The sequence below is a fragment of the Devosia sp. FJ2-5-3 genome (assembly GCF_029201545.1).
GTDB lineage: Bacteria > Pseudomonadota > Alphaproteobacteria > Rhizobiales > Devosiaceae > Devosia.
The window spans coordinates 1,671,448-1,686,143 of sequence record NZ_CP104007.1; the positions used below are offsets into that span (position 1 = coordinate 1,671,448).

12 protein-coding genes are annotated in these 14,696 nt (G+C 61.8%); 8 read left to right on the forward strand and 4 right to left on the reverse strand.

Features of this window, described 5'->3' with window-relative positions; translation table 11 throughout:
• The 6 genes from N0P34_RS07965 (at position 1) to N0P34_RS07990 (ending at position 5,922) form a co-directional block, all read left to right on the forward strand.
• Positions 1–324 carry a DUF2849 domain-containing protein gene (locus N0P34_RS07965; protein WP_275606481.1) on the forward strand — a complete coding sequence of 108 codons (324 nt, stop codon included), beginning with the start codon at positions 1–3 and terminating at the stop codon, positions 322–324.
• On the forward strand, positions 311–1,969 hold the full coding sequence (locus N0P34_RS07970) for a nitrite/sulfite reductase (RefSeq protein ID WP_275606482.1): 1,659 nt from the start codon (positions 311–313) through the stop codon (positions 1,967–1,969). Before N0P34_RS07965 ends, N0P34_RS07970 begins: the two co-directional genes overlap by 14 nt.
• 179 nt (positions 1,970–2,148) lie before the next feature.
• Positions 2,149–3,423 carry a phosphoadenylyl-sulfate reductase gene (locus N0P34_RS07975; protein WP_275606483.1) on the forward strand — a complete coding sequence of 425 codons (1,275 nt, stop codon included), beginning with the start codon at positions 2,149–2,151 and terminating at the stop codon, positions 3,421–3,423.
• A 143-nt stretch (positions 3,424–3,566) separates the two neighbouring features.
• Positions 3,567–4,592 (forward strand): NAD(P)/FAD-dependent oxidoreductase, encoded by a 1,026-nt coding sequence (locus tag N0P34_RS07980; protein ID WP_275606484.1) that lies wholly within the window; start codon positions 3,567–3,569, stop codon positions 4,590–4,592.
• A gap of 167 nt (positions 4,593–4,759) precedes the next feature.
• Positions 4,760–5,080, forward strand: a complete 321-nt coding sequence (locus tag N0P34_RS07985; protein ID WP_275606485.1) for a 2Fe-2S iron-sulfur cluster-binding protein — start codon at positions 4,760–4,762, stop codon at positions 5,078–5,080.
• An 80-nt stretch (positions 5,081–5,160) separates the two neighbouring features.
• Complete coding sequence (locus N0P34_RS07990) at positions 5,161–5,922, forward strand: EAL domain-containing protein (protein ID WP_275606486.1); 762 nt, start codon at positions 5,161–5,163, stop codon at positions 5,920–5,922.
• Here the strand turns inward: N0P34_RS07990 and N0P34_RS07995 are convergent, their stop codons facing one another.
• Together N0P34_RS07995 and N0P34_RS08000 are read right to left on the reverse strand one after the other, a co-directional pair.
• A complete protein-coding gene (locus N0P34_RS07995; protein WP_275606487.1) occupies positions 5,923–6,933 on the reverse strand; it encodes a TIGR01620 family protein in 1,011 nt (336 codons plus the stop codon).
• Positions 6,930–8,381, reverse strand: a complete 1,452-nt coding sequence (locus tag N0P34_RS08000) for a YcjX family protein (RefSeq protein ID WP_275606488.1) — start codon at positions 8,379–8,381, stop codon at positions 6,930–6,932. The genes N0P34_RS07995 and N0P34_RS08000 overlap by 4 nt, the downstream gene beginning before the upstream one ends.
• 161 nt (positions 8,382–8,542) lie before the next feature.
• Here N0P34_RS08000 and N0P34_RS08005 point away from each other — a divergent pair, with 161 nt between their 5' ends.
• On the forward strand, positions 8,543–10,525 hold the full coding sequence (locus tag N0P34_RS08005; protein ID WP_275606489.1) for a PhoX family phosphatase: 1,983 nt from the start codon (positions 8,543–8,545) through the stop codon (positions 10,523–10,525).
• Positions 10,526–10,569: 44 nt separating this feature from the next.
• On the opposite strand, the gene metA is transcribed toward N0P34_RS08005, so the two are convergent.
• Together metA and N0P34_RS08015 are read right to left on the reverse strand one after the other, a co-directional pair.
• Entirely contained in the window at positions 10,570–11,478 is a 909-nt protein-coding gene (metA, locus tag N0P34_RS08010; protein WP_275606490.1) for a homoserine O-succinyltransferase, read from the reverse strand.
• Positions 11,479–11,543: 65 nt separating this feature from the next.
• A complete protein-coding gene (locus tag N0P34_RS08015; RefSeq protein ID WP_275606491.1) occupies positions 11,544–12,410 on the reverse strand; it encodes an ATPase in 867 nt (288 codons plus the stop codon).
• A gap of 344 nt (positions 12,411–12,754) precedes the next feature.
• Between N0P34_RS08015 and N0P34_RS08020 the strand changes: the two genes are divergently transcribed.
• Positions 12,755–14,500 carry a flagellar hook-basal body complex protein gene (locus tag N0P34_RS08020; RefSeq protein ID WP_275606492.1) on the forward strand — a complete coding sequence of 582 codons (1,746 nt, stop codon included), beginning with the start codon at positions 12,755–12,757 and terminating at the stop codon, positions 14,498–14,500.
• Positions 14,501–14,696: the final 196 nt, after the last annotated feature.

A 14,696-nucleotide genomic window follows, 5' to 3' on the forward strand; every position in this document is an offset into this window, starting at 1 on the left:
ATGGAAATCCTGACCGGTAACGAATTGGTTTCGGGCGCTGCGGTCTATCTCCGCGCCGATGGCGTCTGGGGCGAGGAGCTGCAGGCTTCCCGCCTCTTCGACAAGGACCAGACCGCCGAGCGCGACGCCGCCATTGCCGCCACCAAGGCGACGGGCCGCATCGTCAGTCTAGAAATCGAAGAAATCGACCAGGTCGACGGGGTGATCGTGCCCCGCCGCCTGCGCGAACGCATCCGGGCTGCGGGCCCCACCGCACCCCTCACTCTCAACGGGCAGGCTTACGACCGCCAGCATCTGGATCAGGACGGTCATGTATCGATATGACGAATTCGACGCGGCCTTTGTCATGGGCCGCACCGCGCAGTTTGCCGATCAGGTAAAGCGCCGCCTCTCTGGCGAACTCAGCGAGGACCAGTTCCGGCCGCTGCGGCTGATGAACGGGCTCTATCTGCAGCTGCACGCCTATATGCTGCGCATCGCCGTGCCCTATGGCACGATGAACTCGCGCCAGATGCGCAAGCTGGCCTACATCGCGCGCACCTATGACCGCGGCTATGGCCACTTCACCACGCGGCAGAACATCCAGTTCAACTGGCCCAAGCTCAAGGACATTCCTGCGATCCTCGAGGAACTGGCATCGGTCGAGATGCACGCCATCCAGACCTCGGGCAATTGCATCCGCAATGTCACGACGGACCAGTTCGCCGGTGCCGCCGCCGACGAGATCATCGATCCGCGTCCAATCGCCGAAATCCTGCGCCAGTGGTCGAGCCTCCACCCGGAGTTCTCCTACCTGCCGCGCAAATTCAAGATCGCCATCACAGGCTCGCCCAATGACCGCGCCGCCATTCGCTTCCACGATATCGGCCTCCAGGCCGCTGTGAACGGGGCAGGCGAGATCGGCTGGGAAGTCTGGGTTGGCGGTGGCCTTGGCCGCACGCCGATGATCGCCAAGCTGATCAATGCCTTCGTGCCCAACGAGCATCTGCTCGCCTATCTCGAAAGCATCATGCGGGTCTACAACCGCTATGGTCGCCGGGATAACAAGTACAAGGCGCGCATCAAGATTCTCGTCCATGAAGAGGGTCTTGAAAGCATCAAGGGGCAGGTGGAAGCCGAGTTTGCCGAAGTGCGCGGTGGCGTTCTGACCCTGCCGCAGGAAGAACTCGACCGGATCACCGCCTATTTCGCGCCACCCGATTTCGCCGACCGCTCCGGCGACAAAATCGACGTGGCCTATCAGTCGATCATCGACCCCGCCTATGGCCGGTGGCTCGATAATAATCTCCATCCGCACCGCGTGACCGGCTACGCATCGGTTACGGTTTCACTCAAGCCCATCGGCGGTGCACCGGGCGACGCCACCGACGTCCAGATGGACGTGGTTGCGGACCTCGCGGAAAAATACTCCCACGACGAGCTGCGCGTCACCCACGAGCAGAACCTCGTTCTGCCGCATGTCGCCATCGCCGATCTGCGGGCGGTGTATGACGTTCTGGTTGCCAATGGCTTGGCCGAGGGCAACAACAATCTCATCACCGACATGATCTGCTGCCCAGGTCTGGACTTCTGCGCTCTGGCCAATGCCCGCTCGATCCCGATCGCGCAGGAAATCTCCAAGGCCTTTGCCGCGCCCGAACGGCAGAAGGAAATCGGCGATCTCAAGATCAAGATTTCCGGCTGCATCAATGCCTGCGGCCACCACCATGTCGGCCATATCGGCATTCTGGGCGTCGAGAAGAAGGGCGGCGAGCTCTATCAGATCACGCTCGGCGGAGACGCCACCGAGAACGCTGCCGTGGGCAAGATCATCGGCCCCGGCTTCGAGGCTGAGCGCGTACCTGCCGCGATCGAAAAGCTCGTTGATTTCTACATCGCCAATCGGACGAGTGCCGAAGAACCCTTCCTCGCCGCCTATCGCCGCCTCGGCGAAGCCCCGTTCAAGGAGGCACTGTATGGTGCAGCCTGATGCCTCTTTCACCTCTCCCCTGAGGGGAGAGGTCGACGCTCTTGCGTCGGGTGAGGGGTTCAGCGCTGTCCTGTGCGCGGTGCTCTTCCCCGACACCGAACCCCTCACCCCGACCCTCTCCCTTCAGGGGCGAGGGGGCGATAGATTCGCTCGTTCCGCTCCTCTTTGGGAGACTCTCCATGGCCTTGCCTAAACTCGCCCCCGTGCCGGTGGCCAATGACAAGCTCCGTGCGCTTGGCATCCTGGCGCTCAACGGCATGTTCGACGAAATGGACGCTGTCGGCGTGCTGCGCTATGCGGTGGCCGAAGTCTTGCCGGGCGATCTGGCCATCGTGTCGTCCTTCGGCGCTGACTCGGCGGTGCTGCTGCACATGGTCGCCCAGGTCGATCCGTCCATGCCGGTCTATTTCCTCGAGACGGGCAAGCATTTCGCCGAGACGCTGGACTATGTCGAGACGCTGAAAAAGCAGTTCGGCCTCATCAATGTCCACGGCATCCATCCCGATCCGGCCGATATCAAGCGCTTCGATCCGCATGGCGATCTGTGGGAAACGGATCCCGACAGCTGCTGCCATATCCGCAAGACCGAGCCGCTGGAGCCGATCACCGAGCAATATGGTGGCTGGGTGACGGGCCGGAAGCGCTACCAGACCAAGGAGCGCGGCGTGCTGCCGCATTTCGAATTGACCAGCGATGATCGCATCAAGGTCAATCCGCTGGCCTATTTCTCCGATGCCGACGTCGTCGAATATCGGCAGAAGCACAACTTGCCCGAGCACCCGCTCTATGCCAAAGGCTACAAGTCCATTGGCTGCGCCCCCTGCACCTCGATCGTTGCCGAGGGCGAGGATCCGCGCGCCGGACGGTGGCGCGGCCTCAACAAGAAGGAATGCGGCATCCATTATGATTTCAGTGGAGCGATCGCCAATCCGATGACTGCCGCAAACCGCCATACGCTGTGGAAAGATGGCGCCTTCATCGCCGATCCATTCAAGGATTGGGAAGAGGGCACCAACCCGTCGGAAGCGCGCTACGTGCACGTGCCCCTGGCCGTGTTCCTTGCCAATCACGCCGAATTCCTCGCCAATCCCCACCCGCTGGGGCTTGTTGTCGCGCCGGGCGAGAAGATCGAGGACGCTGCCGACGACCTCTCCCGCTTTGTCTCGATCGCCATCAAATTCCCGGCCTTCAGTGATGGCAGAGGTTATTCGACGGCGCGCCTGCTCGCTGAACGGCTGAAATATGCCGGAGAAATCAGGGCTGTAGGCGATGTCCTTCAGGATCAGATTCCGCTGATGCGGCGCTGCGGCATCAATGCGCTGGTGGTCACCCACGAGCCCACGCGGCAGGCATTGATCGAAAACCGATTGCCAGAAGTGGCCGTATTCTATCAGCCGGTTGGCGTGACGGAAATTCCGTTGGGGACCCGCCCCTTCCTTCGTCGTGTTTCCTAGGCTAAGTGGATAGCACACATCATATTAGTGCCGTGATATCCCGCGTCCGCGGGAACACGCGGTTTCCCTAAACACATATTCCCCTTCTCGCGGGAATGATGCCGGGGCAGTCAGGGCGCCTCGGTTAGCTTGGACATGTAGAAATGAGCACCGAGATCACTACCGACGTCGTCGTTATTGGCGCGGGCCCCTGCGGGCTGTTCGCCGCATTCGAACTCGGGCTGCTCGATCTCAAATGCCACTTCATCGATATTCTCGATCGTCCGGGCGGCCAGTGCGCCGAGCTCTATCCGGAAAAGCCGATCTATGACATTCCGGGCTTCCCGATCGTGACCGGGCAGCAGCTGACCGACAATCTCATGGCGCAGATCGCGCCCTTTGCGCCCGAATTTCACTATTCGCGCATGGTCAATACCATCGAGAAGCTGGAAGACGGCTCGTTCCGCCTCGAGACCGATGCGGATGAGATTTTCTACGCCAAGGTCGTAGTGATCGCCGCCGGTGGCGGTTCGTTCCAGCCCAAGCGCCCACCAGTGGCCGATATCGAACCCTATGAAAACAAGTCGGTGTTCTACGCCGTCCGCAAGATCGAAGACTTCCGCGGGCAGGATGTCGTCATCGTCGGCGGCGGCGATTCCGCGCTCGACTGGACGCTGAACCTCCAGCCGATCGTGCGCACGCTGACGCTGGTCCATCGCCGCGACGCCTTCAAGGCGGCTCCGGCTTCGGTGAACAAGATGAAGGAGTTGGTGGCCGAAGGTAAGGTCAATTTCCAGCTCGGCCAGATCGCCAAGCTCGACGGTGAGAACGGCCAGATCCACCACGTCCACCTCACCACCGAGGCCGGCGATCTCTCGATTCCCGCCACGCGCCTCTTGCCCTTCTTCGGTCTCACCATGAAGCTCGGCCCGGTCGCCGATTGGGGGCTCGAACTCAACGACAACACCATCGTCGTCGACACCGAAAAGTTCGAGACCTCGGTCCCCGGCATCTTTGCCATCGGCGACATCAACTATTATCCGGGCAAGCTCAAGCTGATCCTCTCCGGCTTCCATGAGGCTGCCCTCATGGCCCAGGCCGCCAAGAAGATCATCTCGCCCGATGAGCGTGTGGTGTTCCAGTACACCACCAGCTCGACCAAGCTGCAGAAGAAGCTCGGCGTCGCTTAAGGGCTGATACAATCACGGTGTCATCCCCGCGCAAGCGGGGACCTCCGTTTCCATAAAACAGGGGGTTCCCGCCTGCGCGGGAATGACCTGGCGTGTGGGGCTGTGCTGCGCTCTTGCGCGGCTGGCCCATTGGGCGTTATTCACGGCCCGCTGTTGAGGAGCGACCCATGAAAATTACCGTTACCGACCAGGCAGGCGAAGTGCACGAGCTCGAAGGGCTCGAGGGCTGGCGCGTCATGGAGGTCATTCGCGACTGGGGCCTCAACATCAAGGCCGAATGCGGCGGGGCGCTGAGCTGCGCCACCTGCCATTGCTATGTGGATAGCGACTGGCTCGACGCGGTGGGCGCCCCCAGCGACGAAGAAGAGGACATGCTCGACAGCGTCGGCGACGTGAAGCCGAACTCGCGCCTCTCCTGCCAGATACTCTGCTCGGATGCTCTCGACGGCCTCAGGCTGACCCTCGCCCCCAGCGCCGCCAAGGACTGACGCCAGCGTTGGCGATGCTTTAAGGCCTATGCGGCAGGATAGGGAAGTTTCCCTTATACTTCCGTAACATAGGTTAGTCCATGAGTGCCGTTTCGTGCCAAGGCTGCAAAGATGCGGCGCCGTTTCCGATTGCCTTCACCATGGCGTTTCATCCCATAGTGGATGTGGTCCAGGGCGAAATCTGGGGCTACGAGGCGTTGGTTCGGGGCGTGGACGGGCAGGGCGCTGGCGCGGTGCTTGCCGCCGTCACCGAAGCGAACCGCTATGTGTTCGACCAGGCCTGCCGGGTCAAGGCGATCGAACTGGCCGGCGCGCATCTGCCGGCCTCATCCACCGCTCGCCTGTCGATAAATTTCATGCCCAATGCGGTCTATGAGCCCAAGGCATGCATTCGCGCCACCCTGGCGGCAGCGGCGCGCACCCAGTTCAATCCGCAGCGCCTGATGTTCGAGTTCACCGAGAACGAGCGCATGGCGGATGTGGCTCATGTCGCCAATATCGTGGCTGAATACAAGCGCATGGGCTTCCTCACCGCGCTCGATGATTTCGGCGCCGGCTATGCCGGGCTCGGCCTGCTGGCCAAATTCCAGCCCGACCTCATCAAGATCGACATGGAATTGCTGCGCGGCATCGACACCTCCGCGGCGCGTCGGCACATCATCGGCGCCATCGTCACCATGGCGCGGGAAATGGGCGTGGTCGTGCTGGCCGAAGGCGTCGAGACGGAAGCAGAGCTGACCGCGCTCCGCCAGGCCGATATTTCGCTGTTCCAGGGCTATTATTTTGCCCGGCCCCGGGTCGAAACCTTCGACAAATTCGAAGGGCTCAGCCAGGCAGCCTGATCATTTGGCGACGTCCTGTGTCACCTTGACCAGTTCGGGAATAAAATCCCGGACGGTCGGTTGGGGGAGCGCGTCGAAGGGCAGGGGACGGACGACGCGCATGGCGGCAATGCCGACGCGAACCGTCATCAGGCCATTGACGACGCCCTCGCCCAATCGCGCGGAGAGCTTTGCCGCCAAGCCCTGGCCCACGAGCTGCTCCACGACGCCATCGGTGAGCACGAGGCCGCCTGTGACGGCCAGATGCGTCAGCACGGACCCAGCGAGCCTCCAGAACCCGAAAAAGCCTGGGCGGGCTCCGTAGAGGGCCGCAATCGCCCCCGCAAGCCGTACGCTTTCGTAGATGACGAAGGCAATGTCGATGAGAGCCCGGGGCGAGACGGCCGTCACCAGGGCCACGCGGCGCGCCGAGGCCGCCGTCAGCGATTTGGCGCGGGCGTCCAGCTGGGCCATGAGATTGCGCTCGGCGAGGGTAATGACTTCGGTCCCGTCGAAGAGATTGGGGAGGTGCCGGTTCACCTCGTCCCGGGCGCGGGCAAGATCGGCGCGGCCGGCATAGACGCCATCGAGATGGCTCACCACCGCTCCGGCCAATTTGCGGTCATTCTCGAGGCTGGCCTTGGTGGCGTCAGCCTTGAGCGCATCGAGCACGCGCAGGCGGCGCAGCGCCAGGAATTCTCGAAACACGAGCGCCGCCACGGCGACGACGAATGCGCCAAGCACACCAAGGCCGATCCAGCCGAGATATTCATTGCTGGCAAAGAGGTCCCGGATCAGCCGGTCCGCGGCAAGGCCCAGCCCGGCGGAAACGAGAATGCCACCCGTCGTCCAGGCGATCCTGCCGATCCAGCTCATACGCCGGGGTGGTGGAGTGATCAGTTGGGGATCGAGTTCGGGCTCGAACGCCGTCTCGACGATTTCTGCGCGGTCGGGCGTGAAGGCGCGGGGAGCGCGCATCGGTTCGGCGGATTGCGCGCTCGGGGTAATGGTGTGGGCAACAGGGCGCTTCATGCCATCCAGTCTCCGATGAGATAGTCGAGCGCCCGGTCGAGCCTGATATGGGGCAGGACAGGGTCGCCGGAAGCGTTGCGCTCGAGCTTTTGCGGCGGCGCGAAGCGCAAGAAATTCAGCTCGACGGGGCTGCCATCCTCGAACAATGAATCCGGCCTTGCCGGCAAGTCACCGGGAAACAAGGCAATTTCGGTCTTGCCGTCATAAGTGGTGTCGCCCAATTCCTCTCCGGCGATCGGCGTGCCGATCAGGGTTGCCAGCGTCTCGCCGCCCTCGCGGATCGTGCCCTCGCTGGTCGCCCTTATGCCGGCCATGGCGATGGATTTGGTCTCGGTTCCCGCAAAGCGGGCGCGCTTGGTTGCATCGGCAACGAGGCGATTGAGAATGGCTTCGAGCTTGTCGTGGCTCGTGTGATGGACGTGATCGGCCTTGGTGGCGGCAAAGAGTATCCGGTCGATCCGTCGCGTGAAGGGCCGCAGCAGCGGATTGGCCTCCCCCTGACGGAAGCAGGCGAGCACGGCGGTCAGCGCGGTTTCGAGATCGCTGACGGCGCCGGGACCGGCATTGAGCGCCCGCAACGTATCCACCAGCACCACCTGCCGGTCGAGCCGGGCGAAATGGTCACGGAAGAAGGGGCGGACGATCCGGTCCTTATAGGCCTCGTAGCGCTGTTCCAGCATACGATAGAGGCTGTTGCGCGGGATGTCACCAGCTGGCAGAGGCAGGGGCGCGAAGGTCAGCGCCGGCGAGCCCTCGAGGTCTCCCGGCAGCAGGAACCGACCCGGCGGCAGGGTTTCGAGTGCTCCGTGCTCGCGGCTGCGGCGGAGATAGGTGGTGAACGCCCCGGCCAGATGCTCGGCCAGAATGTCGGTGGCCTGGCCCTTCACATCGGTCTTGTCGAGTTCGCCCAGAAAATCAGCCGCTTCGGACAGATGGCTGGGCAGATTGGCGCGGGCGAGCGCGTCCTTGCTCCATTCGGCAAAGGTGAGGCCGAGCAGGGGCAGGTCGAGCAGCCATTCGCCGGGATAGTCGACGATGTCGAGATTGAGCGTTGTCGGTCCGCGCATGCCCGACCACCATTTGGCCGACTGGAATTTGAGGACGAGGCGCAATTGGGAAATGCGTCGCGTGCCCTCCGGCCACTCGGGCGGGTTGCCGGTCAGCGTCGCAAGATGCTGCTCATAGGCAAAGCGGGGAATGGTAGCGTCGGGATATTCGGCCAGCCGCGCCCCGATGAAGCGCCCCTCGGCCAGGGGCGTAAAGCCGGGCAGGCGGCCCTGGGTCAGCAGATTGTGCACCAGCGCGGTGATGAAGATGGTCTTGCCGGCCCGGCTCAGCCCCGTCACGCCGAGGCGCAGCGTGGGCGTGAACACTCCCGTGGCGCTGTCGGCAAGATTGGAGAGGGCAATGCCCAGTTCGTCGGTCAGGGTGGTCGGCGGCTGTGGCAAGGCATTGTCCCCATTCGTCCCTGCAAGGTAGGGAGCGGGGCGCGGTTTGCAAAGAGGTGTCAAGTTCATACAATTGTCGCGTCCCTGTAGTGGAGGCGTCATCCTCCCCTTCTATTCCCGCTCCGACCGGCCCTCCCGGGCCCGCTGTTGAGGAGCGATCGATGAACGACCAGACCCCCATCTTCAAGACGTCACAGCTCGAGGCCGCCGATGCCGAGCCGCGCAATCTGTCGGGCAACCCGACCATGGGCGAGCTGATCAGTGTCCGTTTCTCGCGCCGCGGTTTCCTCAAGGGCTCGCTGGCGGTTTCTGCCATTGCCGCCACGGTCAGCCCGCTGGCGCTCCTGACGGCGGGCGAAGCGAAGGCGGCGGGTGCTTCGGCCTTTTCGTTCACTGAAGTCGAGGCCGGGGTCGACGCGACCCATCACGTGGCCGAGGGCTATGACGCCGATATTCTGCTGCGCTGGGGCGACGGGCTGTTCGCCGACGCGCCAGAGTTCGACCCCGCCAACCAGACCGCTGCCGCCCAGGCCCGACAGTTCGGCTACAACAATGACTATGTCGGCTATATCCCCCTCGATGGCTCGAGCGAACATGGCCTGCTTGTGGTCAACCACGAATACACCAATCCGCACCTGATGTTCCCGGGCCTCGTCACGCTGGCCGAGGGCACGATCACCATGAACCCGCTCAGCAAGGAGCAGGTCGATATCGAGCTCATGGCCCATGGCGGCACGATCGTCGAAATCCGCAAGGACCAGGGCAAGTGGCAGGTGGTCAGGGACGGCCAGTATAATCGCCGCATCACCGCCGAAACGGAGATGGAAGTGCGCGGTCCGGCGGCCGGGCACGACCGGCTCAAGACCAATGCGGATCCGACCGGCACCAGGGTTTTCGGCACGCTGAACAATTGTGCCGGCGGCGTCACGCCTTGGGGCACCTACATCATGGCCGAGGAGAATTTTCACGGCTATTTCGGCGGCGAATTGCCTGCCGACCATCCCGAAGCGGCCAATTACGAGCGCCTTGGCCTGCCCGAAGGGTCCTATGAATGGGCGGCCTTCTATGACCGGTTCGACGTTTCCAAGGAGCCCAACGAGCCCAACCGTTTCGGCTATATCGTCGAAGTCGACCCGATGGATCCCAACTCGGTTCCGAAAAAGCGCACGGCGCTGGGCCGTTTCAAGCATGAGGGCGCCGAGTCCATCGTCAGCAAGGATGGCCGCGTGGTCTTCTATCTCGGCGACGACGAACGCTTCGACTATGTCTACAAATTCGTGACGGCCGGGACCTTCAACCCCGACAACCGCGCCGCCAATATGGACCTGCTCGATGACGGCACGCTCTATGTCGCAAAGTTCGACGCGGATGGCTCCATGGAATGGCTGCCGCTCGTCCACGGCGAGGGACCGCTGACGGAAGCGAACGGCTTTGCCAGCCAGGCCGATATCGTCATCGAGACACGCCGCGCCGCCGATCTCCTCGGCGCCACAAAGATGGACCGCCCTGAAGACGTCGAGCCGAACGCCAGCAATGGCAAGGTCTATGTCATGCTGACCAACAATACCCGTCGCGAGGCGGATCAGGTCGATGCGGCCAACCCGACGGCCAAGAACGCCTTCGGCCATATCATCGAGATCGCCGAGCGCGATGGTGACTTTGCCGCCACGAGCGGCAGCTGGGAAATCCTGCTCAAATGCGGAGATCCCTCGATTGCCGAAGTCGGGGCAAGTTTTTCGACCGATACGACCGCCAATGGCTGGTTCGGCATGCCGGACAATTGCGCGGTCGACAGCGATGGCCGCCTCTGGGTCTCAACCGATGGCAACAACCCCTCGGCCACCGGCCGCACGGATGGTCTGTGGGCGGTGGATACGGAAGGGGAGGCACGTGCAACCTCCAAGCTCTTCTTCCGCGTGCCGGTTGGCGCTGAAATGTGCGGCCCGGTCTTTACCGATGATGGGGAGACCTTGTTCCTCGCCGTGCAGCATCCAGGCGATGGCGGCGACGATTGGGAAGGGTTCGGGCGTCCGTCCTATTACGAAGACCTCTCCACCCGCTGGCCGGATTTCGATCCCGCCATGCCGGTTCGCCCCTCCGTGGTCGTGGTGACCAGGCAGGGTGGCGGCAAGATCGCCGTCTGAGCCTTTGGCTGAAAAGCGAAGGGGCCGCTGCAGCGGCCCCTTTTTTATTGCCCGATCTCGTTCAGATCGTATGGCGTCGTCTGGTAGATCTCGTTGATCCAGTTCTGGAACAACAGATGCGCGTGGCTGCGCCAGCGATTTTCCGGCTCGACGGCGGGGTTGTCGCCCGGGAACAGATTGACCGGCAGCTTGGGGCTGAGGCCCGCCTGGACGTCGCGGTCATATTCGTCGGCGAGCGAGCGGTTGTCATATTCGAGATGGTTGAGAAAATAGACGGCCTTGCCCGCCCGGTCGCCCAGCATGCAGAGCCCGATATCGCTGTCGACCAAAACGTCGAGATCATCACCCACGCTCGTGCGGTCGATGTCGTTATAGCGCGAGACCGGGATCATCGGGCTGTCGGACATGCCGCGCAGGAATGGCGAGCGCGAATTGACGATGCGGTGGCGGAAGACGCCGAAGGCCTTTTCCTCCATGCGGTGGCGCCGGACGCCGTGGAAATGGTGCAGTGCGGCCTGGGCGCCCCAGCAGATGAACATGGTGTGGTGCACATTGGTGCGCGTCCACGCCATGATTTCGAGCATCTCGTTCCAGTAGCGAACGTCCTCGAAGGGGATATGCGCAATGGGCGCGCCGGTGACGATAAAGCCGTCGAACTTGCGTTCGCGCACCTCTTCCCAGGTCTGGTAGAAGGAGTTGAGATACTCCTCAGAGGTGTGCTTGGACTGGTGCTCGGTGATCCGCACGAGGCTGAGATTGACCTGTAGCGGGGTGGCGCCAATCAGCCGCGAAAACTGCGTCTCGGTCCGCTCCTTATTGGGCATCAGGTTCAGCAGGCCGATTTCGAGCGGGCGGATGTCCTGCCGCGAAGCGCGGCTGGAATCCATGACATTGACGCCCTCTTCTTCGAGCGTCTTGCGGGCAGGCAGATTGTCGGGAATGCGAATAGGCATGTTGGCCTCACAAACGGGCAACGAAAAAACCGAATAGCGAACAGGCGCGTCCCCAATGGGGCGCGCTAACGCATTCGCTTCTCGATGGCCGACGCGACCAGGTCGGTGAACTCGTCGCCATCGCGGACCGTCGCCAGATCCGACGCGTCTATCGTATAGCCGAAATTGTCGGCCAGCGCCTGGTAGCGGGGCAGGCGGTTGTGCAACAGGGCCTCAAACCCCCAGGCGCCGAACTTTGCCGGGTCCACGTCGTCGTCCTCGTGGATGCCTTCGATGTGCTTGAACTCGGCCCATTTCTCGACCAGGAATTCGGGCCGATAATACATGGGCTTGGGACTCTGCTTGAAGCGCCGAACCAGCTCGGAGGCGTCCTTGTCGGTGCCGCGGATGTAGAGCAGCAGACTATTGCCGGTCAGCGCCTTGACCACCGGATCTTCCGGATCGGTGTGGTCGATGACCTCGATCAGCGACCCGCCCGTGTCCGCGATGAAATCTCTGTAGCCATAGAGTTGCTTGGCCCGGTCGATGAAGTGCGGCACGTCCAGCAGGGCCGAAATTTCGGCCACGCGATGCTGCTCCTGGCGGCGCTGATATTCGGCCAGCGGCAGCCCGCCCAGCTTGGGATTGCCCGGCGTGCCCAGATAAGTCGAGAGCGGGTCGAGATTGTCGAAGGTGATGTTGGACGAGATGTAGATCGAGTCCGAGCGCAGCAATTCCGCCAGGAACGGCACTTTCATCGCTTCGGCCTTGAAATTGTCGACGATGAACTCGCCCATGTGCCGCGTGCCGATGCGGTAGTCCACCGAGTAGTGGAACCAGCGGTTCTTTCGCAGCAGATTGGACAAGCGCGTTTTGCCGACCCCCGCCATGCCGAAAACGGTCACGGCACGGCGTGGAGCATTGATGAACTCGTCGGGATTTTCAAACAGCATGACAGGCTTTTCGTGGTTCCCGCTGCGTTTAGAACAATCGTGATGGCGGCACAAGTACGGACACCTGGCCGCCCGGAATGACGCGCTGGGTGGAGTGCCAGCAAACAAGGCCCTGTCATGGGGAAAGGAAGTGTGGTGCCAAACTCACGACCCCGCCGGGAGCCACACTCAGACGGCAGTTTTTGCCATGTTGTCGCCCCAAACTTGCCGGGTTGCCTGGTCCCTGCCGCCCTCCGCTCCAGCAAAAACATAGTTAATTCAGTTGGTTAACAAGTTGGCACTGTGCTTGCATTGCAGGAGCCAAAACAGGCGTTTGCCTCGAATTTGGGGAACTGGAGTTATAGATGGGTATTTTTGGCGCTCTTCAAAGTGCGGTATCGGGTCTCAAGGCGCAGTCGCACGCCATGGAGAACATTTCCGGCAATATCGCCAACTCTCAGACCATCGGCTACAAGCGGATTGATACCAGCTTCGTCGACATGATCGCCGACGCCCCGGTCAAAAGCCAGGTGGCAGGCGCTGTCTCGGCTTTCTCGCGCTCGATGAACACGCTGCGCGGCGACATCCAGAATGCCGACACCCAGACCTATATGGCCCTCAACGGCAATGGCTTCTTCGTCACCGAGAAGGCCGATGGCAGCGCCGGCACATTCTACACCCGCCGTGGCGATTTCGACGTCGACCGCAATGGTTATCTGGTCAACGGCGCGGGCTATCGCCTGACCGGTCTTGATATGAGCAATGGGGTTGTTACCGGTTCCGTCGCCAAGGCCATCCAGATCGACAATTCCTTCCTGCCGGCGAAGAAGTCGACCACAATCAACTATCAACTAAACCTTCCGCAAAACCCCAAGACGGCGGCTTATGTGTCCACCACGCCGGGTAGCGAATTGCTCAAGCCATGGGGCTACAAGGCTTCGCTCCTCGATCCGGCTGCGGTGAATAGCCCCTCTTTTGAAGGGAATGCTGCAGATGCTACCGATTCAGCAGATACGCTGGTGGCGACAGATGATGTCATCAAGGTCCAAATTGGTACCATCGTGCGTGAATATGTTCTGGACACAGACAATACAGCGTCAGTGACTGCGCCTCAGATCAAGGTCAATGCTGGTGGTACGCTCGGAGAGATGCTGAGTGCTATCCAGGCTGATCTGCGCGCCAATGGTGGGCCCGATGCGAGCGGGGTTGTTGTCGGCATCAATGATGATGGCAATGTGAGTGTTGATTTTGTTGGTAACTATCGCACCGGTGTTGAAATCTCGGGCACGGGTGCTGCCAAGCTGGGAATAGTGGACGACCAAGAGGCCGCGGCCGGTGAGGTTGTCGATATCGCGGGCTCGGACTCTGAACTGTTCATCAAGGAGTCTATTTCGGGCGGCGGGGTTACCGTCTACTCGCAGACCGGGGAGCCCATCAACATTCAAATGCGCTGGGCGAAGACCAGCAATGCCGCCGGCGCGGAAGCTTGGAGCCTCTACTACGCTTCCGATTCCAGCCCTGGTGCCGCGAAGGCCTGGAGCAAGATCGCCGACTACACTTTCAACGAGGGTCAGCTAGCCAAAGTTACCGGCGCCCCGGGTGTGGAAGTCAATGGCAATGAGCGCGTGACCATTGGCAATGTCACAGTGAATGGCCGTAACTTTACCGATCTGTCTATTGACCACGGCCTCAAGGGCATGACTCAGTTCGCCGACAATAGCGGCATGGCCACCACCACGACCCTCAAGCAGGACGGTTATGGTGCGGGCGAGTTCATCTCGGTGGGCATCTCCGACGATGGCCGCGTGGTGGCTTCCTACACCAATGGCGAGAACCGCGAAGTGGCGCAGATCATCACCGCCAGCTTCTCCAATGCCAACGCCCTCAAGCGTGGCGATGGCGGTGCCTACACCATCACCTCCGAGTCCGGCGAGCCCATCATCGACCAGACGGGCCAGGGCATTGTCGGTTCTTCGACCGAAGCCTCCAACACCGATATTTCTGAAGAATTCACCAAGCTGATCGTCACCCAGCAGGCCTATTCGGCCAACACCAAGATCGTGACCGCAGCCGATGAGATGCTTCAGGAAGCCCTCAACATGATCCGCTGAGGTCACATGACTTTGGAATGCTGCATCGATCCCTACCGGTCATTCGGGCTGTCTGACCGGTTCATGCCCCGCCTGGGCGGGGAGAGGTGCGGCATTTCATTTTTCTTCCCGGTCCCGGCGCTTGCGTCGGGACTCACTGTTTCGAATTTCCCTCGTATCTGCCGCAGCGTCCTTTTTAGCGTGCGGTCGCTGTGTT